The organism is Lacrimispora sp., from assembly GCF_046972725.1.
Lineage (GTDB): Bacteria > Bacillota > Clostridia > Lachnospirales > Lachnospiraceae > Lacrimispora.
This window is the reverse complement of record NZ_JBKVXF010000001.1, coordinates 244,383-264,842: the sequence shown is the minus strand read 5'-3', so window position 1 is coordinate 264,842 and position 20,460 is coordinate 244,383. Positions and strand designations below refer to the sequence as shown.

General features: G+C 43.2%; 18 protein-coding genes. All 18 read right to left on the bottom strand.

Annotated elements, in window-relative coordinates:
- Nucleotides 1-54 precede the first annotated feature (54 nt).
- The 18 genes from ACLTWA_RS01280 to abc-f all read right to left on the bottom strand — a co-directional run bounded on the left by ACLTWA_RS01280 (nucleotide 55) and on the right by abc-f (nucleotide 20,174).
- A complete protein-coding gene (locus tag ACLTWA_RS01280; protein WP_412325744.1) occupies nucleotides 55-474 on the bottom strand; it encodes a twitching motility protein PilT in 420 nt (139 codons plus the stop codon).
- 89 nt (nucleotides 475-563) lie between these two features.
- Nucleotides 564-1,532, bottom strand: coding sequence for a D-alanyl-D-alanine carboxypeptidase family protein (locus tag ACLTWA_RS01275; protein WP_412325743.1), 969 nt, complete (start codon nucleotides 1,530-1,532; stop codon nucleotides 564-566).
- Between the two features lie 14 nt (nucleotides 1,533-1,546).
- Complete coding sequence (gene mgsA, locus ACLTWA_RS01270; RefSeq protein ID WP_412325742.1) at nucleotides 1,547-1,942, bottom strand: methylglyoxal synthase; 396 nt, start codon at nucleotides 1,940-1,942, stop codon at nucleotides 1,547-1,549.
- 16 nt (nucleotides 1,943-1,958) lie between these two features.
- A complete protein-coding gene (locus tag ACLTWA_RS01265) occupies nucleotides 1,959-3,083 on the bottom strand; it encodes an FtsW/RodA/SpoVE family cell cycle protein (protein WP_412325741.1) in 1,125 nt (374 codons plus the stop codon).
- Between the two features lies 1 nt (nucleotide 3,084).
- A complete protein-coding gene (gene minE / locus ACLTWA_RS01260; RefSeq protein WP_412325740.1) occupies nucleotides 3,085-3,363 on the bottom strand; it encodes a cell division topological specificity factor MinE in 279 nt (92 codons plus the stop codon).
- Between the two features lie 11 nt (nucleotides 3,364-3,374).
- Entirely contained in the window at nucleotides 3,375-4,166 is a 792-nt protein-coding gene (minD, locus tag ACLTWA_RS01255) for a septum site-determining protein MinD (protein WP_412325739.1), read from the bottom strand.
- A gap of 34 nt (nucleotides 4,167-4,200) precedes the next feature.
- Complete coding sequence (minC, locus tag ACLTWA_RS01250) at nucleotides 4,201-4,866, bottom strand: septum site-determining protein MinC (RefSeq protein WP_412327155.1); 666 nt, start codon at nucleotides 4,864-4,866, stop codon at nucleotides 4,201-4,203.
- Between the two features lie 20 nt (nucleotides 4,867-4,886).
- Nucleotides 4,887-7,751: a penicillin-binding transpeptidase domain-containing protein gene (locus ACLTWA_RS01245; RefSeq protein ID WP_412325738.1), complete on the bottom strand. Its 2,865-nt coding sequence runs from the start codon at nucleotides 7,749-7,751 to the stop codon at nucleotides 4,887-4,889.
- A complete protein-coding gene (gene mreD / locus ACLTWA_RS01240) occupies nucleotides 7,744-8,262 on the bottom strand; it encodes a rod shape-determining protein MreD (RefSeq protein WP_412325737.1) in 519 nt (172 codons plus the stop codon). The genes ACLTWA_RS01245 and mreD overlap by 8 nt, the downstream gene beginning before the upstream one ends.
- A gap of 14 nt (nucleotides 8,263-8,276) precedes the next feature.
- A complete protein-coding gene (gene mreC, locus ACLTWA_RS01235; protein WP_412325736.1) occupies nucleotides 8,277-9,155 on the bottom strand; it encodes a rod shape-determining protein MreC in 879 nt (292 codons plus the stop codon).
- Nucleotides 9,156-9,851 (bottom strand): RadC family protein, encoded by a 696-nt coding sequence (gene radC / locus ACLTWA_RS01230; RefSeq protein WP_412325735.1) that lies wholly within the window; start codon nucleotides 9,849-9,851, stop codon nucleotides 9,156-9,158. It abuts the gene before it with no gap.
- A 49-nt stretch (nucleotides 9,852-9,900) separates the two neighbouring features.
- On the bottom strand, nucleotides 9,901-10,152 hold the full coding sequence (locus ACLTWA_RS01225; RefSeq protein WP_412325734.1) for a DUF4321 domain-containing protein: 252 nt from the start codon (nucleotides 10,150-10,152) through the stop codon (nucleotides 9,901-9,903).
- A gap of 91 nt (nucleotides 10,153-10,243) precedes the next feature.
- Nucleotides 10,244-11,524: an aminotransferase class I/II-fold pyridoxal phosphate-dependent enzyme gene (locus tag ACLTWA_RS01220; RefSeq protein WP_412325733.1), complete on the bottom strand. Its 1,281-nt coding sequence runs from the start codon at nucleotides 11,522-11,524 to the stop codon at nucleotides 10,244-10,246.
- On the bottom strand, nucleotides 11,521-12,477 hold the full coding sequence (gene miaA / locus ACLTWA_RS01215) for a tRNA (adenosine(37)-N6)-dimethylallyltransferase MiaA (RefSeq protein WP_412325732.1): 957 nt from the start codon (nucleotides 12,475-12,477) through the stop codon (nucleotides 11,521-11,523). The genes ACLTWA_RS01220 and miaA overlap by 4 nt, the downstream gene beginning before the upstream one ends.
- Nucleotides 12,477-14,447: a DNA mismatch repair endonuclease MutL gene (gene mutL / locus ACLTWA_RS01210; protein ID WP_412325731.1), complete on the bottom strand. Its 1,971-nt coding sequence runs from the start codon at nucleotides 14,445-14,447 to the stop codon at nucleotides 12,477-12,479. The genes miaA and mutL overlap by 1 nt, the downstream gene beginning before the upstream one ends.
- A gap of 18 nt (nucleotides 14,448-14,465) precedes the next feature.
- The gene (gene mutS, locus ACLTWA_RS01205; RefSeq protein WP_412325730.1) at nucleotides 14,466-17,120 is read right to left on the bottom strand and encodes a DNA mismatch repair protein MutS; all 2,655 of its coding nucleotides are present in this window, start codon (nucleotides 17,118-17,120) and stop codon (nucleotides 14,466-14,468) included.
- 27 nt (nucleotides 17,121-17,147) lie between these two features.
- Nucleotides 17,148-18,596 carry a tRNA (N6-isopentenyl adenosine(37)-C2)-methylthiotransferase MiaB gene (gene miaB, locus ACLTWA_RS01200; RefSeq protein WP_412325729.1) on the bottom strand — a complete coding sequence of 483 codons (1,449 nt, stop codon included), beginning with the start codon at nucleotides 18,594-18,596 and terminating at the stop codon, nucleotides 17,148-17,150.
- Between the two features lie 63 nt (nucleotides 18,597-18,659).
- Nucleotides 18,660-20,174, bottom strand: coding sequence for a ribosomal protection-like ABC-F family protein (abc-f, locus tag ACLTWA_RS01195; protein ID WP_412325728.1), 1,515 nt, complete (start codon nucleotides 20,172-20,174; stop codon nucleotides 18,660-18,662).
- Between the last annotated feature and the right edge of the window lie 286 nt (nucleotides 20,175-20,460).

Genomic DNA, 20,460 nt, shown 5'->3' with positions numbered 1-20,460 from the left:
AATTCAAGAAAAATAAAGGGGACCGTCATGCAGCCCCCAGTTTAATATCTATGATTATAATGAAACAATCACATCGGCCTTGGCATTCTCCGGCAGATGCTCTGCATCCAACGAAATGCTGAGAACGAAAGTTACGTGATACTTTTCACCGATTTTTTCCAAAGTTGCAATGGTCTCAGATATATCTTCCCCTTCCAAACAGGCCAGTTTTAAAAAACTGTCAAAAAACATCATTTCCAAATCGTGATCCTGAGATATGATGCCACAGATCAAACCTATAAAACCTTCGCTTGATGTTATTGGGTACTCATTCACATTAATGAGGCGGACTTTGTTGCTTAATTCATACATGTGTTTAGAACTTTTATCCAAGTATACAATGGAGCCTTTTGAGTTTTTTACAGCGAAATTCGCCCGGTCTAACAGATGCTTTGTCTTTCCCTTACCCTTTTTTCCCGCTATTATCTGAACCATAGCAATCTCCTCCTTGCGTTATATAATTTGTATAAAAAGTCTATTCGGATTAATGTAATTATAGTACAAATCCATAAGAAAGGCAATGACTATTCTACAATTTTATTCAATATATCTGTCATATTATCGTAAAGGCCAACGTGGTTGGGTGCTTTTAAGACTACAGTAATATATTCACGCTTAGAGGAATCAGAACTCCCCATAATCAGACAGCTTCCTGCCGCCTGAGTGGTGCCCGTCTTTCCGCCAAGAGCTGTAAGGCCTTCTGGCATTTTACGCTCTCCTGAAAGATACCAGTTTGTATCTTTCCAGGTCACATTTATCGGTTTCCCTGCTTCATTCTGATAGGTAGTGCTGTATTTTTCTGTACCAACAATTTTACGAAATTCCGGATACTTCATCGCTTCATTAAAAATCAGGTACAAATCGTAGGCTGTGGTATAGTGATTTTCATTGTTCAGTCCATGAGGATTCATAAAATGGGTGCCCGTGGCTCCGATTTTTAAAGCTTCATCGTTCATCATCTGGGCAAAAGGTTCTATTCCCCCCGCAATATGAGTTGCGATTGCCGCTCCTGCATCATTTCCGGAAGGAAGCATAAGCCCATATAAAAGCTGTTCCAGAGTCAGTTTGTCGCCTGGCTTAATGCCGCACAAGCTGGCACCTGGTTCTGTAATGACCGCATCTTTCGTAATGGTGATCTTATCAGTTAAATTGCCGTATTTTAACGCCACCAGCGCTGTCATGGTTTTCGTAATACTTGCAGGATAAAGACGCTCAAAGGGATTCTTTGCAAAAAGCACTGTCTTATCCGTAAGATCAAAAACAGCCGCCGCTTCTGCAGTCACTTTATCATCCTGACTGGGAGTATTCTCTGTAACTATGCAAAGTTCCTGGGCAAAGGTTGCGGCTTTGTCCATTGTACTGCCTGCTTCATATAAAGCTGATCTTTCGGAATATACATAAGGATTGTCAAGCTTACGCAGACCAGAACAGCCCGTTAACAGTGCAGCGGCTAAAAAAAAGCCGCCTGATGTTACAAAAGCTTTTTTCTTCACAGAATATTACCTCGTTATTTATACATTTCGCGCCATTCCAAATCGCCGCGCTCCAGAGATTTAATCAAAAGCTCTGCAGTAGCCAGATTGGTAGCCAAAGGAATGTTATGCATATCGCAGGTCATCATAATGTTTACAATATCCGGTTCATGAGACTTTTGAGTAAGAGGATCTCTTAAAAAAACCACAAGATCAATCTCATTATGCTCAATCTGAGACCCCAGCTGCTGTTCTCCGCCCAAATGGCCGGCCAGATATTTATGAACATTTAAATTTGTAACCTCTTCAATCAAACGTCCGGTGGTACCGGTCGCATATAACATGTGTTTACTTAAAATGCCTCGGTAGGCAATGCAGAAATTCTGCATGAGCTTTTTCTTTGAATTATGAGCAACTAATCCTATATTCATAACGATATACCTCCTTTTAATTACCGATTTTGCGTTGCAATCCAACATTCAGCACCAGTCCCATGCCCATAAATATACTGATAAGAGAACTGACTCCCGAGCTGATAAACGGGAGGGGGAGGCCTGTATTCGGGAAAATCTGTGTAGCTACAGCAATATTGGCAAATGCCTGAAAACCAATTAAAGCAGCCATGCCGGTACAAATCAGTTTTCCTGACATATCCCTGGCACGGGATGCCATATAGAGACATTCAAAAACAACAAGACCAATAAGAAGAATGACAATAGCACTGCCTCGAAATCCCATTTCTTCGCCGATAATGGCGAAAATGAAGTCAGTTTCCCCGGCTGATAAAAAGTTCCCATCTTTGACTGATGCGATGGTCGTATTAAAAAGTCCCTTCCCCTGAAGCTGGCCGGAACTGATTGCCATAATTGAATTTTTTTGCTGGTACAGATTCTCTGCATATTGCTCCGCATGAGGATAGATCCATGCAAGGATACGCCGTGCCTGATAGTCATGAATAAAAGGAATTAGTCCCTTTGTCAGCAGGAAAATAAAAAGTGCACCTGCCGGCACTGCCACCGCAAGCACTCCGCCGATCCAGCGGTAACTGATTCCTGCGGAATATACCATACAAAGGATAATGATGGTAGTCACAAGGCTGGTAGACAGGTTTGGTTCTGCAAAAATAAGGCCAATAGGAATGGCAGCAAGTCCAGCAGCCATTCCTACCATGACCGGCATATTCATCTTCTCCTGATATTTATTCCAATACCAGGAGAAAAATACAATTAATCCGATTTTTACAAATTCAGAGGGCTGGACTCGTCCAATACCAGGAAGATTGATCCATCTGGTGGCCCCTCCTGCCGTATGCCCCATAACAAGAACTGCACCCAATAAAAGAATGCAGCCTGCATAAACCAAAGCATACAACTTTGTGATATTATGATAATCTATGATGGAAATTCCAATTGCCAGAGCAAATCCCACCATTACACCTATTATCTGTTTCGTTACCGTAGCGGAATCCTGATTGGAAGCGCTGGCCACAACCAGAATCCCTATAACAGATAACGACAGCATGTACAAGACCAAACGGTAATTATAGTGCTTTAAATTAAATTCTGAAAACATATTAATATATCCCCTTTTCAGGTACATCGCGAATAGGGATGTTAGCATAAAGCACCGGTGTAAAACGCTCACAATCCGGCAGCTTTAACTTCTTCATCTGTATCTCTATTCTGTCGGAATCAATATCCATGTATCTTGAAACTACACGGACCATATCGTCTTTTATCATCTGCATGATTTCAGGAGAACAGTCAGCCTTGTCCGCAACCAGCAAAAGTTTTAGACGATTTCTTGCAATTTCTCCTGAATTCTTCTTACGGAACACAGGAAACAGGCTCATGTCAAACCCTCCTATGCTCTCTTTAGGAGATTCGAGAGTTTGAAAAACAGGCCTTCGCGCAAAGCAGGGTTCTGGATCGGAATGGTTTCTCCGATGATCCTCCTGCAGACATCCATATAAGCCTGCCCAGCCGGGGTTCCCATACCTACAAGCGGTTCCCCCTGGTTTGTGGAAATGACGATGTCCTCGTCATCCGGAATAGCACCAATAATATCGACGGCAAGGATGTCCATGACATCATCCAATGACATCATATCTCCGCGTTTGACCATGTCTGCCCGTATCCGGTTGACAATAAGTTCAATGCGTCCCATATCAGCGGCCTCTAAAAGCCCGATGATCCGATCCGCATCCCGGATTGCAGAAACCTCCGGTGTCGTGACAACAATTGCTCTGCCTGCACCGGCAATGGCGTTTTGAAACCCCTGTTCAATCCCGGCCGGACAATCGAGGATAATAAAATCATAATCATCTCTCAAATCGTCAACCAGCTTTACCATCTGTCCGGGAGTGACTGCAGTCTTGTCCCTCGTCTGTGCAGAGGGCAGTAAAAATAAATTCGGGTATCTTTTGTCTTTAATCAGGGCCTGCTTCATACGGCAGTTCCCCTCTACCACGTCTACTAAATTATAGACGATCCGGTTCTCCAGACCCATTACAACGTCCAGGTTACGTAGCCCGATATCTGTATCAATCAGAACTACCTTTTTACCAAGAATCGCAAGTCCGGTACCGACGTTGGCAGAAGTTGTCGTCTTGCCTACCCCGCCTTTTCCAGAAGTGATTACGATGATTTCACACATACCATATCCTCCTGCTTTTATACCTTATTTTATTTTACCTTAATTTTCGGAATATTTCCATACTTTTTTTCATTGGTTTTATAATGACTTTATTATTTTCCAGATAAGCCTTCATAGGGCCCCTCCCTAACCGCCTGCCCCGTCCGTCAAGACCAGCGGTGCAGTCTCCAATCCGAAGCTGCAGCGGAGCCATCTCAAGAGCGGTTATCAACGTATTCCTGTTACCGGCTACACCGGCACATACCGTTCCTGTGATCTTGCCAAGAACAACTACATTTCCCTTGGCAAGAACTTTTGCTCCCTTGCATACATCTCCGATAATAACGATACTGGCTTCTGATTCCAAAGTCTCTCCGCTTTGCAGATTGCCTTTAAAAAACTGTCCTGTCTGACAGGACAATTCCATTAGTTTCTCGTTCAGTGCTTTTTCACATCGTTCCAATCGACTTGCATCCGTATCGACCAGACAGATGATTTCCACATTAGAATTCTCCGTAATCTGATTAATGATTGCGAACTCTTCTTCTGAAGTTAATTGCCTGCCCTCTAAGGTCAGGGTCATTTGTACAGATCCCCAGAATTTTGCATTATCCCCAAATTTTTTCCCAACATCAGAAAGAAGCTGAGGGAAAGGGATATCCGGGTCCAGGATGACAATCATACCTGCTCTGTTGCTTTTTATCACTACGGTATTATGCATCATATCACCTCTTATCCTAGTTAATCGCGAATGTTGACTTTCGCTGCATCCAGGGCACCCGCATTGACAATAGATTCCAAGTCTGTATAGCCATAATAATACTTATAGACATTCTTCGCTATATTGGCCGCGTTGGAGGATGAATAGCCGTAAGGAATATTCACGGTAACGCAGATTTCCGGATTGTCATATGGCGCATAAGAAATGAAGAACGCATGGTTCGGTTTGTTGCGGGCTTCCTGGGCTGTACCTGTCTTGCCTGCAATCTCCACTTCAAGGTCTGCAAACAACCTTTTTGATGTACCATTTGCAATCACCTGTCTCATTCCCTGTTGTACAGTATCCCACGTTGTAGCCGCTGCGTCAATATGAGAAGAAATCTCAGGGGTATAATCTTTTATCAGATTACCTTCAGAATCCGTTGTTTTATCCAGCAAACTGAGTTCAAAAACGGTTCCTCTGTTTGCAATGGCTGCCACATATCTGGAAAGCTGAACATTAGTGTATGCATGGCTTCCCTGTCCCATGGCAGAACGCTCCGGAGCATCTTTGGATATCTGGGGATCAAGCTCTGCAATTTCCACGCCAGACTTATGATCAAGTCCGAACATGGCTGCGTATTTACGTAAAGCATCAAGGCCCACATCCGGTGTATATACACCGCTTGCATCCATGGATAGCCGATGCCCTAAATCCGCAAAGAATATGTTACAGGAGTTTTCAATGCCTCCGATAATATTTAAAGGCCCATGATGGCCAGGATAGATCCAGCATTTGATCGGTGGTTCCACATCGGTATAAATACCCGTACAGTTAATGGTCTCATCGATGGTAATCGCATGTTCCTCCAAAGCAGCTACTGCGGTAATCGGCTTAAAGGTAGATCCTGGGGCTTTTCTGGTCTGGGTTGCATTGTTATAAAGCGGCAATGATAAATCTGACTGGAGCTGACTGAAATAGGTGCCATCACCGATCCGGTTATTATCATATCCCGGATAGGATACAAGAGCCAGAACCTCTCCGGTTTTATCGCTTGTCACTACAACGCCTGCATTACAGGGATAGAGAGCCAGCTGGGCCGGTGTGATTTCCAGTTTGGACAGTTTTTTCAACAGAAATGTATAGGCATCTCCGGTTGCCCGCAGCTCCGCTGCATCCTGCCCGTCATCATTTAACACTCCCTGGTCATATAAAGCCAGACACAATTCCTGACCGGTTATAATATCATCGTTGATCAGATAACGATAAATTCTTTTGGTAAAATTACGGTCCCCTTCCAGATTCCCCAGCACATAATTGACAAGCTGTTCAAAGGTATCATCTGCATTGGTATATTTAGAACCGGTTTCCAACTTGGTGGTGTCTACCCAGCCTTTTGCAATTCCATAATATAAATAATTCCGCAGGCTGATTTCATCGGACTTCCATGCCTGATACTCTTCACTGGAGGTATCAATGGAATCTTCGTTTATAATTCCCACCGTAGGACCGGACAAATAGGAGTAAATATAAAACATATATGCTTTCATATCTTCAGGGAGATCTTTCATAGCAGTGGAATGATCACTCATCAGTTCATTCCTTAAGCTGGTGAAAATCTGCTCCTGGGAAGAAACATATTTTCGGTAGATATTCTTCTCTGTTTCAGAGGCATCGGCTTCTTCCAGCGCTTTCAGGGAAAGCACATTGTTGTTCACAAGCTGGTAATATGCATCTTTTACCGGGATCTTCATATTGGAGCCGTCCGTAGTGCTGCCTGCCTGATAATCCCCATTTACAATGGTTTTAATTAAAACACCTGCAAGAGACTGTTCGATCAGGTGATAAATTCCCTTTTGCAGGTCTGCATCCAGAGTCAGGTATACATCGTTTCCTGCGGAAGCGTCGGTTTCATCTTTTGTTTCCCGAATCCGCCCCACACTGTCTTTGTATATGGTCTTTTTTCCTTTTGTGCCCTGAAGGTCGTGTTCCATGGTATATTCAATGCCTGTCCGTCCAACGATGTCATTGATATCATAATCCTCTTTTTTCTGCTGGAGCCCTTCCAGCTGATCCTCCGGAACCTTTCCGGTATAACCGATCACCGGCGCAAAAGGAATGCTGTCATTATATGCACGAATGGTGGTTTCTTCTACGTTAACCCCCTGCATATCACTGAGATGTTCCAGGATATCTGCTACGGTTTCATCAGATACCTGTGTTGCCACAGTCGTCGATTCATATTTGCGGTAAGACATAAGACGGAGTGCATATTTAATATTAATAATATCAAGAGCTTCCTGGTCTGTCAGGGTGACCGGGGTTCCTTGCTCATCTTTTAATTCAGATAGGCCATTTTCCTTGCAGGCACGTTCAAAAAGTTCTCTTGCACTCAAATTAGAAGAATAGTCTCCCTTTTCATCATCTAAGTCCTCTACCCTTTTTATGCCGTAATAATCCCTCAAAAAGCGCTTTCTTCCTGACTCGGAGGAGGAAGTATAGACCATGTCTCCGTTAGGATCAATAGCTACTTCGAATTTACCCTGTATCGTTTCTCCGTGTCTTTGAAGTATCTTTACCAGTCTTAAATACATATTATTTCTGGATGCAGAATCTTTATATGCTCCCGTATCCTGCACAGTCACGGAATAAGCAAGTTTATTGTAAGCCAGCACCTTTCCGTTCCGGTCATATATATTGCCTCTTGTACCGGCTGTGGTAATGGTCTGTTCCGTCAGCTGCATGTACTCATTAAGGGCTTTTTCTCCATTAATAATCTGCATGTTGAATAATTTGTTGATTAATCCGGCGTACATGGCAAAACAGACAACTCCCAGAACAAAAAGCCGCGAAGAAACCGCCTTTTTTAAAAACTCTGCAAAAATTTCCATTAAATCCTTAAACAATGTTTGAATCCCCTTTTTTTCCTATCTCTTCCAAATGACGGTTCAAAATCATTAATACCCGGTAAAGAAGCAGTGTCGTTACAACCGTAAAGATTATTTCCGGAAGCACTATGTTGATAAAATAATACCCAATCCTGACCTTCTGACGAATCAGGAACCGGAAAACATAGATGTATAAGTTGTAAGTCAATTCGTTTAATACGCTGAGTATTAATGGAAGGGTGATATAATCTTCATAGTAGTATTTGGTGCAGATACCATTAACATACCCGACATACAGAAAAATCAGTGTGTAGAAACCGAAAGGTCCGGTGTAAAAAAGATCCATTAAAAGTCCTGAAAGCAGCCCATAATACATCCCGGCTTCTTTTCCATGCATGAAGCCAAAGGAAAACGTGAGAATCAGAAGCAGATTCGGGGAGGCTGATAAAAACGGCAGCAACGGAAATATACAGCTTTGGATGGTAAATGCCAGAATAATCAGCAGTACATTGAAAAAAATACGTCTCATGTTACTCCTTTTCGCTATTGAGAAGCAGACTCCGGCTGCAGAGCAGAGGGACTTTCTTCTTTCATCATTTCCGACTTTAACTTTGTAATAACCAAAACTTCCTGCAGACTGTCAAATTCTGCCGCAGGGATCAGATATCCGGACTTTGTGACGTTGTTAGTGTCATTGGTTATATCCGCTGCATATCCGATCAAAAGACCTGGAAGGAACACCGAACTGATGTTAGACGTTACGATCTTATCTCCGTCTTTTAAATCACTTTCCTTTAAGACATTGGTAATCCGCAGCCTTCCCTCTTTAAACAAAGTCAGATCACCGGCAACAATGCAGCTGTCACCAGACTGCATGGCCATACCGCTTACACGGCTGGAATCGTCGATAATCGAACGGACTGTAGCGTAATTAGCTCCTACATCCGTAACAAGTCCAACCAGTCCGCCTCCGGCAACTACATTCATATCCACAGCAATGCCATCCTTTGAGCCTTTGTCAATACGGAATACCTGAAACCAGTTGCTGGAGTCATTGGCAATGACCCTTGCTCCTACTTTTTCATACTGTCCGTATTGCTGGTCAAGGTCATAAAGCTTACGAAGGCGGTTTAACTCAAGTTCCTCTGACTGGAGCCTGGTATTTTCTTCGGTTAATTGTGTGATAATGTCTTTCATCTCTTTATTTTCTTTTTGTGCGTTTTTTAATTTTGTCAAATCGGTCAGCTCGTCATAAATCGATGATCCAACGGAATTTACACCGGACTGTACCGGAATCAGAATATAACCGACACCTGTCCGAAGCGGCGTCAGCCATTCGTCATGAATGGAGGTTAAACCGATCAGCAGTACACAAAATACGGTTAAAGATATAAGAACATATTTACTGCGCTTTGATTCCATCTATAAGATTCCCCGTTCCTTCAGACTGATATAGGAATTATCTCCTATAATGATGTGGTCCAGCAACCGGATTCCCAGTAACTCCCCAGCTTCCTTTACCCGCTTTGTAAGGCTGATATCCTCTCTGCTGGGGGAGGGATCCCCGCTTGGATGGTTGTGGACCAGTACCAGGCTTACGGCATGATACTTTACAGCTTCAATGAAAATCTCCCTGGGAGAAACTACGGAAGCATTCACCGTTCCCTGAGAGATCATTACGTCCTTAATCAGGACTCCTTTTGTATTTAAGAGCATGATATATACAAGCTCCTGTTCCCTGTGACGCATATCTTCTACAAAGTAGTTGACAATGTCAAGGGGATTATGGAAAGATGCTGTCTCCAGGCGGGCAGTTTTTTTCCATATCCGTCTGGAAAGCTCACCGATGCACAAAAGCTGCGCACCCTTGACCCTTCCGATTCCCTTAATCTGCATAAGTTCCTGCATAGAAAGGTGTAAAAGCCCTAAAATACCCTTCTTCGGATAATTTAAGGCCAGAATCTTTTGTGCCAGTATCAGAGAATTTTCTTCTCTGGTACCTGTGCGGATAATGATGGATAAAAGCTCCGCATCGCTTAAGCCCTGAGCCCCTTCTTTCAAGCACTTTTCATAGGGCCTCTCATCCGTAGGAATATCTTTCATGGTTATATGTTTCATATGCCTCCTGACCGTTACTCTCCAGGCACGTAAAAGACATATGTAAGAATCAAATGAACCGATACGTAATGAGGGCTGCCGCCACCCCTATAATGCCAGCCATAGTGATCTTAATATTAATCCCAAAGGTAATGACTAATATTCCGAAATTTACTACAAGAGGAGTATCAAATCCAAAGGATTGTCCCGCATTCAGCCATGACAACCCGGAGATTCCCTGAGTTAAATTTCCGACAAAACCTCCTAATACAACACCGGCAAGTATAAGAAGAAGCAGTACCCAGCAGTTTTTATGCTTCATCTGCTCTATTACCCCTTTTGGTTTTATGGCAGGAATGTCCATACCTATCAAAATATTTTAGCATAGATTTCCAGTTGTGTATACCGTTTTTTTATAATTGAATCAATCCGGTATCCAAAAGTTTTTGCAGGGACATTAAAATACCCAGCTTTGCATGATACCAGGTAAGGCCTCCCTGAAAATAAACGGTATAGGGCGGTTTGATAGGACCATCAGCGCTTAATTCAATGGATGAGCCCTGAACAAACGCTCCGGCTGCCATAATGACAGGCGCATCATATCCCGGCATATCCCAGGGTTCCGGAGTTACGAAGCTGTCTACCGGAGCCGCTGCCTGAATTCCCTGGCAGAAGGCGATAACTCCTTCTGGATTTCCAAAGGTCACTGCCTGAATAATATCGTGTCGTGACTCACTTCCATTTGGCACCACCTGGTATCCCAGCTTTTCATAAACATTGGCTGCAAATATTGCGCCCTTTAAAGCGCCAGCCACAACAGCAGGTGATAAAAACAGTCCCTGGTAAAAAGACTGGTTGAGTCCAAGACTGGCTCCCACCTCTTTTCCAAGTCCTGGCGCTGTCAGCCGGTAGGATGCTCTGTCAATACACTCTGTCTTACCGGCAATGTAGCCTCCAATGGGGGCAAGTCCACCGCCCGGATTTTTTATAAGAGAACCAACGATCATATCCGCACCTACATCAGAAGGTTCTATTCGCTCAACAAATTCACCGTAACAGTTATCCACCATACAGATCACATCTGGTTTCAGCTTTTTTATAAATGCAATGAGTTCACCGATCTGGGTAACGGAGAAGGTCGGGCGCGTGTCATAGCCTTTCGATCTCTGAATCGTGACCAGCTTTGTCTTATCATTCACTGCTTTTTTGATGGCTTCATAATCAAAGGTTCCGTCTGGCAGAAGATCCACCTGACGGTAATTGATTCCGTATTCTTTTAAAGAGCCGGTACTTTCCCTGATTCCTATGACTTCTTCCAGAGTATCATATGGTTTTCCTGCTGGGGAGAGCAGTTCATCTCCAGGCCGGAGGTTTCCGGAGAGCGCAATGGAAAGCGCGTGCGTTCCGCTGATCAGATTGGGCCTTACCAGGGCACTTTCCGTATGAAATACGCTGGCATAAACCGCTTCCAGGGTATCTCTGCCGAGATCATTGTATCCATAACCGGTAGTTGCAGCAAAATGTATGTCACTGACACGATTGTCCTGCATGGCTTTGATCACTTTCATCTGGTTATATTCCGCATTCTCATCGATTCCTTCAAACCGCCCTTTTAATTCCTTTTCAATCTTTTTCCCAAACTCCAGTACATTCCGGCTGATTCCAAGCTTATCATACATTGCATCTATTTTCATGTTGCCTTATTCTCCAATCCGTACCTTTCGTTGATGTCTTCTATCATCTTTTTAAGTACCTTATCTAAATCATAACCATAATCAGGAAGATTGAGCCACCTTACGTCTTTTTCACGCTTAAACCATGTAATCTGGCGTTTTGCAAAATGTCTGGTGTCTCTTTTCAGCAGATATAGAGCTTCCTCCAGAGAATATTCTCCCTGCAGGTAATCAAGGATTTCCTTGTATCCAAGCCCCTGCATGGATACCATATCTTTTGTGCAGCCGGAGTCCTTTAGCTTTTTCACCTCATCTACCAGCCCCTGTCCCATCATATCATCCACCCGCTTATCGATCCTCTGATACAGGAGGTCACGGTCTGTATTGACTACAAAGTAAAGAAAATCATAGGGGGATTTCTTTTCCCGTTCCCGTTTGTTGTGTTCAGAAATCCGTTCCCCTGTCTGCCGGTAAAACTCAATTGCACGGATGACCCGTTTGACGTTATTGGCATGGATCTGTTTCGCGGATTCCGGATCAACGGTAAGAAGAAGGCCATGGAGATATTCCGCACCTTTTTCTTTTGCGATCCTCTCCAGTTCTCTCCTTATAGAAGGATCTTCTCCTGTTTCCGTAAAGTCAATATCATTAAGAAGGGCCTGGATATAAAAACCGGTTCCGCCGGCCACAATGGGAATGTGCCCGCGGGAGTATATCTCCTCTACCGCGGCCTTAGCCATCGTCTGAAATACGGTTACATTAAACTCCTCACTTGGTTCCAGAACATCAATCAGGTGATGGGGGACTCCCATCATTTCTTCTTTGGTAATCTTTGCAGAACCAATGTCCATGCCCCGGTAGACCTGCATGGAATCCGCACTGATGATTTCCCCTCCGATTGCCTTGGCAAGACGGATAGACAGTGCGGTTTTTCCTACTGCGGTGGGTCCGGTTAAAATAATCAGTGGTTTCATTACACAATCCTCTTAAATTTCTTTTCTAATTCATACTTGCTCATGGAAATGATGGTAGGTCTTCCATGAGGACAGGCGTAAGGATTCTCAAGGCCAAGAAGCTGATCGATCAATTCATTGGCTTCCGCAAAAGACAGACGGTTGCCTCCCTTGACTGCTGCCTTGCAGGACATGGAGGCAACCCGCTCATAAATAATATCCGAATTACTGACGGAACCTTCCTCTGACAGACCATCAATCATCTCAATTAACAGTTCTTTCTTTGCAATGGAGAATAAGTTGGCAGGAACTCCCCGGACCGCATACTCCCTGCCTCCAAAGGGTTCTATTTCAAATCCCATTTCTGTAAAGTACTTTAAATGCTGGTTCAGAAGGATTTCTTCATTCCGGTTCAAAGTGAGAATAATGGGCGGATTAACCAATTGGGAAGTATATTCCCTGGTTTTTAGTGTTGCCATTGTTTTCTCATATAAAACCTTTTCATGAGCTGCATGCTGGTCGATGATATAAAGCTGCTCATTAAATTCCACCAGCCAGTAGGTATCAAAAAGCTGGCCGATCAGCTTATGCAGGGACCGGGCTTTGGGTTCCAGAAGTTTTCCGTCAAACAGATCCATCTGCTTTGGCTTTTCCGCTTTTACAGAAGAACCTTCTGGAATTTCTTCCGGTTGAACCGGTACATCCGGCTGGCCGGTCAGGGGCGCCCGGGACTGCGCCAAAGGATTCAGCCAGTTCTCCAAAAGATCATCTGGTTCCTTCACCGTATTTACATTGTCAGCAGAAGGCTGTGGGGTTAAACGCTTTTGGAACCCTTCCGTAAATGCAGGGGATGATTCTTTTAGTTCCTCTGTGGCAGCCTGCTGCTGCATTGCCATAAGCCGCCTTTTTTCAAAGGGTTCCGGTGCCGGTTCATGCTTTTTCCCTGTCAGATTCTGGAGATTATCCTCCGTTTTTTTCTCAAGTTCCACCTCCGGGATCAATTCCTTATGGGCAAGGGCATTTGCAACCGCCTGATATACCATATGGTATACCATTTCACCATCCCGGAAACGCAGTTCCATCTTTGTAGGGTGGACATTTACGTCAAGCATCTCCGGTTCAATGGTGAAATGAAGCATGGTAAAGGGATATTTATGTTGCATCATAAACGGTTTATATGCCTCCTCGATGGCACGACAGATTATGCTGCTTTTAATATACCTTCCATTGATAAAATAATTCTCATAATTCCGGTTTCCTCTGGCAATCACAGGCTTTCCTATATAACCTTCGATGGAAATCTCCGGTTTATTTACCGAAACCTCTAAAAGATTGGAAGCAATCTCCCGTCCAAATATCGTGTATACAATATCCTTTAAATTATGATTCCCGGATGTATGCAGCTTGTTCTGATTATTCTGAATAAAACGAATGGATACTTCCGGATGGGATAAGGCCAGCTTTTCTACCAGATCAGAAACATGTGCGCCTTCTGTCATGGGAGTTTTTAAAAACTTCTTTCTGGCCGGTGTGTTATAGAAAAGATTCCTGGCAATAAAGGTAGTGCCTTCCGGAGCACCGATCTCCTCCAGGGTCCGTTCCTCTCCTCCGTCAATCTGATAACGGGTTCCGGTTAAACCTGTGCTGGTTTTTGTAATAAGCTCCACCTGGGCGACTGCCGCAATACTGGCAAGGGCTTCCCCCCGGAAACCTAACGATGAGACAGTAAATAAGTCTTCTACTGATTTTATCTTGCTTGTAGAATGGCGCAAAAATGCCAGCGGCACCTCTTCCTTCGAAATCCCGCAGCCATTGTCTGTTACACGGATAAACGATGTGCCGCCTTCTTTAATTTCTATTGTCACCGCAGTAGCTTTGGCATCAATGGCATTTTCCAGTAACTCTTTTACAACAGATGCCGGCCGCTCAATTACTTCTCCAGCAGCAATCTTATTAATGGTATTTTGGTCCAGTACAGTTATATTCGGCATGACATCAGCTCCTTTTTCTTACTGCCAACGGTTCTTAAGCTTTGTCTGCAAACGGTATAAGGTATTGAGGGCATCAATCGGTGTCATATTGCCAAGTTCCAGATCTCCCAGTTCTTTAATGATGTCGTTGTCTTTCACTGTATCAAAGAGAGACATCTGCTGTAAGTCCACTTCATCCGGTTTGGGTACGGCTTTTCTCTGAGTAATATTTGAATTGATCTCTGCAATTTCCCTTGCTTTCACAGTAATATCCGCATCGCTTAATTCTGCCAGCAGATCTTTGGCTCTGACAATGACGGAATCGGGAACGCCGGCAAGTTTGGCAACCTGAATTCCATAACTTTTATCCGCTCCGCCTTTTATGATCTTTCTTAAAAAGACAATATCATCGCCCTGTTCTTTTACCGCTATACAGTAATTGTTGACTCCGTTCATAGTACCTTCCAACTCCGTCAGTTCATGATAATGGGTGGCAAACAAAGTCTTTGCGCCGAGAATTTTCGGATTGCTGATATGTTCTACCACTGCCCACGCAATACTTAAACCATCAAAGGTACTTGTCCCCCGTCCGATCTCGTCCAAAACAATAAGACTGTTTTTTGTGGCATTGCGAAGGATGTTGGCAACCTCTGTCATCTCTACCATGAACGTACTCTGGCCGGAAGCCAGATCATCGGATGCTCCCACTCTGGTAAATATCCGGTCACAGATCCCAATATTGGCTTCTTCCGCCGGAACAAAACTTCCGATCTGGGCCATCAGGACGATCAAAGCCGTCTGTCTCATATAAGTGGATTTACCGGCCATATTGGGACCTGTAATGATGGAGAGGCGGTTTTTACCATTGTCCAGATAAGTATCATTGGCAACAAACAGATCATCCCGCATCATTTTCTCAACCACCGGGTGGCGCCCGTTTTTAATATCAATCAGACCTTTTTCATTGATATGAGGCTTTACATAGTTATTTCTTGTTGCTACGGAAGATAACGAAGCGAGAACATCGATTTCCGCAACAGCCCTTGCTGTCCGCTGAATCCGGAGTACCTGATCAGCAACAGAATCCCGGACTTCACCAAACAGGCGGTATTCCAGAGTAAAAAGCTTATCTTCCGCACCGAGGATCACATCCTCCAGTTCTTTTAATTCATCGGTGGTATACCGTTCTGCATTGGCCAGGGTTTGCTTGCGGATAAAGTAATCCGGAACAAGATCTTTAAAAGAATTGGTAACTTCAAAGTAATAACCGAAGACCTTATTGAACTTTACTTTTAAATTTTTTATTCCAGTTTTTTCTTTTTCCCTCGCTTCCAGTTCTGCCAGCCAGTTTTTTCCCTCAGTTTTGGCATGGCGCAGCTTATCGGCTTCCCCGTCAAAACCTTCTTTTATGATTCCGCCTTCTCTGACCGTAATAGGCGGATCCTCAATAATGGCTCTATCAATCAGTTCCCTGACATCATTTAATGGGTCCAGTCCCTCATGGAGTTCCTTTAATCTTTCGCTGTTAAATTCTCCAAGAATATTTTTAATGAACGGAAGCATCTCAAGGGAATTTTTAAAGGCAATCATATCCCTGGGATTGGCTGTTTTATAGCTGATCCGCCCAATCAGACGTTCCAGATCATAAATCGGATTCAGATATTCACAGATTTCCTCTCTGGAAATATAGTTCATGTTAAGTTCTTCAATAGCATTCTGTCGCTTGATAATCTCCGCTTTGTGAATCAACGGCTGTTCTATGTATGTACGGAGCATTCTGGCACCCATAGCGGTTTTTGTACGGTCCAGAACCCATAAAAGGCTGCCCCGTTTCTGCTTTTCCCTCAGCGTTTCCAAAAGTTCCAGGTTTCTTCTGGTCGAGGTGTCAATGATCATGAACTGACTGGTGGAGTAGGGAGTAATGGTTGTGATATGGGATAAGCTGTTCTTCTGTGTCTCATACATGTATTGCATTACTGCACCAGCTGCAATCACTCCGTTGTCATAATCATCAAGCCCCAATCCGGAGAGTGCGCCTACCTTATAATGCTCTTTTAGAATTTTCCGGCAGACTTCATCCGAAAAGAAATGATTATCCAGAGATGAAACAACCGTCTGATAACGGTTTCTGATTTCCTCAATATCCACTCCTGAGACATAGAATGCCTCGTTGCAGATGATTTCAGATGGTGTGAATTTGTTGATTTCATCGGTCAGCTCCCGTTCGGATTCAACCTCAGTGACAAGAAAATCGCCGGTACTGATATCAGCAACAGCAATTCCAAATGTCTCTCCAATGTATACAATTCCCATCAGATAATTATTCTTTGTCTCATCAAGGGCCTGGGCGCTTGTAATGGTTCCAGGTGTTACCACACGGATAACCTCTCTCTTTACCAGTCCTTTTGTCAGCTTGGGATCTTCCATCTGCTCGGCAATAGCCACTTTAAAGCCTTTTTGAACAAGACGGTTCAAATAAGTCTCAACGGCATGATGAGGAACGCCGCACATCGGTGCCCGTTCCTCTAATCCGCATTCTTTTCCTGTTAATGTTATTTCCAATTCCCTGGAAACTGTTATCGCATCCTCAAAGAACATCTCATAAAAATCTCCCAGTCTGTAAAACAGAATGCAGTCAGGATATTCTTTTTTCGTCTCCAGGTAATGGGTCATCATCGGTGATAAACCAGCCATGCTATTTTGTATCCTCTTTTCTTATGTTTATGGTCTCAAAGTTCCCATATAATAAAAGCCTTTGGATTCCTCCAGATACACATTCACGATTTTTCCGATAAGAGAAGCATCTCCTTTAAAATGCACCGTTGTATTATTGCCCATGCGTCCGGTCAAAAGGCCTTCTGCATGATCGTTCACATCTTCAACCAGAACCTTTTGTTCTGTATGCTCATCTCTTCCGCAAACCTCTGAAGATATCTTCTGTACTTCCGTCAATAAGCGGTCAAAACGGTCCTTGATCACATCTTCCGGAATCTGGCTTTCCAGCTTGGCAGCCGGTGTTCCGGTACGTTTGGAATAAATAAAGGTAAACGCACTGTCGAAACGGACCTTTTTCACAACATCCAAAGTCTCTAAAAAGTCTTCTTCCGTCTCGCCGGGATATCCTACAATAATATCTGTGGTCAGTGAAATATCCGGCATGGCTGTCCTGATTTTCTCCACAAGTTCCAGATACTGTTCTTTTGTATAACTCCGGTTCATAGCCTTTAAGATACGGCTGCTTCCCGATTGAAGTGGTAAATGGAGATGACGGCATACTTTCTTTGAATTTTTCATCGCCTCAATCAGTTCATCGGATAGATCCTTTGGATGAGACGTCATAAAACGAATCCTCTCAAGACCTTCAATCTGATCCACCTGTGTGAGAAGCTCCGCAAAGGTTACCGGCTCATCCAGATTTTTTCCGTAAGAGTTGACATTTTGTCCAAGAAGCATGATTTCGATTACACCATCCTCAGATAGCTTTCTGATCTCTTCCACAATATCCTTTGGGCTTCGGCTGCGTTCTCTGCCCCTGACATAAGGAACGATGCAGTAACTGCAGAAGTTGTTACAGCCAAACATAATATTAACGCCTGATTTAAACGGGTACTTCCGGTCAGTCGGAAGATCTTCCACAATGCGGTCAGTTCCTTCCCAAATATCTACAACCATCTTTTTCTTTTCCAGCCGTTCTGCCATCAGCTCTGCCAGCTTAAAGATGTTATGAGTACCAAAAATAATATCAACGAACCGGTAACTCTTTTTAATCTTTGCAACCACTTCTTCTTCCTGCATCATGCAGCCGCAAAGAGAAATCATCATATTGGGGTTCTTCTTTTTTAAACTGTTTAAATAACCCAAACGGCCGTAAACTCTTTGATTTGCATTCTCTCTGACCGTGCAGGTATTGTAAAGTACAAAATCGGCTTCTTCCGAATCTGTTTCCACAAAACCGATTGTTTCCAATATACCCTGCAGCTTTTCGGAATCTCTGGAATTCATCTGGCAGCCAAAGGTTGCAATATGGAAGGTAAAGGGAACCTTTCCCGACACCTCCTGCAGCTTTTGAAGCAATGCCTTGCAGTATTCCATAAAAAAGTACTGCCTTGCGGGTTCTTCCACCGGTGCGTAATGACAGGCTTCTTCATAAGTCATATTTATATAATCCATCTGCTTAACCTCTTACTTTTATTCGATTTCCCCATTATATCATAAATACCATTTATTGCAAAGTCAAAAATCCACTTGTTCCAGATGTACCGTATGGGTAGAGACACGGCTGGTAAACGCTTCATCATGTTCAACAAAAAGCATGGTAGGCTTAAATTCCAGGATTAACTCTTCAATCTGGATTCTGGAATATACGTCGATAAAATTCAACGGTTCATCCCATATATAAAGATGTGCCTGCTCACACAGACTGCGGGCAATAAGAACTTTTTTCTTTTGTCCCTCACTGTATGTTTCCATCTGCTTTTCAAACTGTTCCCTGGAAAAATCCAGTTTTCTAAGAACCGCTTTAAACAAAGAATCTTCAATCCCACATGCTTTGGCATATTCTGTCAGACCACCTTTTAAAAAGGAGGTATCCTGGGACACATGGGAAATCCTTATTTTGCTTGCCCTTTCGATTGTCCCCTCATAGGACATCCGGCTTCCAAAATCCTTTCCCCCTGTAATAAGTTTGATAATGCTGGTTTTACCGCTTCCGTTCTTTCCCTGCAAAGAAATACGCTGTCCCTGCTCCAATTGAAAGCTCACCGGTTTACACACCGGCCGGTCAAAGCAGGGAACCACATCCTTTAAGGATAAAATCCGTTCCATATGGTGCACTTGGGGATATAGTTTTAATCGTTCGGCTTCCTCTACATTTTTCAAAAGTCCCTTTTTCTCATCAATTGCCTGATCCTGTCTGTGTTCCAGATTCTTTCTTCGCATCTGCATTCTTCTGGACTTTTCCCCTATATAAGCCCGGGAATCAATAGACTTTTCGCGTCCCATGGATTTCTTTCCTATTTTTGTAGATTCCACCTGATCCGCCCATTCTTTTGACTGCCTTGCCGCCGACTCCAAACGGCGTATTCCTTTTTTCAATCTTTCATTCTCTGACTGTTCAAACTGATCCTGTTTTTGTTTATTTTCATACCAGGAGGAAAAATTCCCTTTTTGCACTTCTATATTGGTCTTATTGATGGAAAGTATATGATCTACTGAATTATCCAAGAATTTTCTGTCATGAGACACCAGTATAAACCCTTTTTTGCTGTTTAAATACCGGCTGACCAATTCTCTTGCTTCTCTGTCTAAATGGTTGGTAGGCTCATCAATTAAAAGAAAACGGTCTTCTTTTAAAAACAGTGCAGCTAAAAGTATTTTCGTACGCTCCCCATTCGACAAGGTAAAAAAAGGGCGGTACAGCACATCTTCCGTAACCTGTAATCTGGAAAGTTCTCTCTTAAGCTGCCATTGTTCGTAATCTCCAAGTAAAGAATCTACGATTTCCAAAGTGTCTCTTTCCAGGTCTGGCACTGGAAATGGAAAATAATCAAATTCCACGCTGGAAACAATACTTCCGGAATATTCATAACGCTTCATCAGAAGATTTAGAAAGGTAGTTTTTCCTCTGCCATTCCTTCCCGTAAATCCCAGCTTCCAATCAGTATCAATCTGAAATGATACATGCTCAAATACAGGGTCATATTCACCCTCGTAAGTAAACGATAAATCCGTAACCTGTATTAACGACATATACATACCTCCATACTTGCAGAATTAAATTTCTGCATAAAAAATGACTGCAAGATATCAATTCTCACAGCCGCCTGTCAAACTTTTTTCTGGCACGGACTATATATGCTCTTAACCTGTTACACAATAAAAAAAGAGCCTGAGAATGGAGTGATATTCTTGCAAAACAGGCACGAAAAAAAAGACTAAATCTTATCTTTTCTTCATGCAGTTACTTCGGCAAGAATTATAACTCCATTCTTTCACCCCTTCCTATTTCATATACCAACAGCTTATCATACAAATT

Bases quoted from the DNA above. Each gene is read 5' to 3' on its own strand.
- mgsA (WP_412325742.1), bottom strand. From the start codon at position 1,942: ATGAATATAGGATTAGTTGCTCATAATTCAAAGAAAAAGCTCATGCAG.
- minD (WP_412325739.1), bottom strand. From the start codon at position 4,166: ATGTGTGAAATCATCGTAATCACTTCTGGAAAAGGCGGGGTAGGCAAG.
- mutL (WP_412325731.1), bottom strand. From the start codon at position 14,447: ATGCCGAATATAACTGTACTGGACCAAAATACCATTAATAAGATTGCT.
- radC (WP_412325735.1), bottom strand. From the start codon at position 9,851: ATGAAACATATAACCATGAAAGATATTCCTACGGATGAGAGGCCCTAT.
- minE (WP_412325740.1), bottom strand. From the start codon at position 3,363: ATGAGCCTGTTTCCTGTGTTCCGTAAGAAGAATTCAGGAGAAATTGCA.
- miaA (WP_412325732.1), bottom strand. From the start codon at position 12,477: ATGAAACCACTGATTATTTTAACCGGACCCACCGCAGTAGGAAAAACC.
- minC (WP_412327155.1), bottom strand. From the start codon at position 4,866: ATGCATAATACCGTAGTGATAAAAAGCAACAGAGCAGGTATGATTGTC.
- ACLTWA_RS01265 (WP_412325741.1), bottom strand. From the start codon at position 3,083: ATGTTTTCAGAATTTAATTTAAAGCACTATAATTACCGTTTGGTCTTG.
- abc-f (WP_412325728.1), bottom strand. From the start codon at position 20,174: ATGTCGTTAATACAGGTTACGGATTTATCGTTTACTTACGAGGGTGAA.
- ACLTWA_RS01225 (WP_412325734.1), bottom strand. From the start codon at position 10,152: ATGAAGCATAAAAACTGCTGGGTACTGCTTCTTCTTATACTTGCCGGT.
- mreC (WP_412325736.1), bottom strand. From the start codon at position 9,155: ATGGAATCAAAGCGCAGTAAATATGTTCTTATATCTTTAACCGTATTT.
- miaB (WP_412325729.1), bottom strand. From the start codon at position 18,596: ATGGATTATATAAATATGACTTATGAAGAAGCCTGTCATTACGCACCG.
- ACLTWA_RS01220 (WP_412325733.1), bottom strand. From the start codon at position 11,524: ATGAAAATAGATGCAATGTATGATAAGCTTGGAATCAGCCGGAATGTA.
- mreD (WP_412325737.1), bottom strand. From the start codon at position 8,262: ATGAGACGTATTTTTTTCAATGTACTGCTGATTATTCTGGCATTTACC.
- ACLTWA_RS01280 (WP_412325744.1), bottom strand. From the start codon at position 474: ATGGTTCAGATAATAGCGGGAAAAAAGGGTAAGGGAAAGACAAAGCAT.
- mutS (WP_412325730.1), bottom strand. From the start codon at position 17,120: ATGGCTGGTTTATCACCGATGATGACCCATTACCTGGAGACGAAAAAA.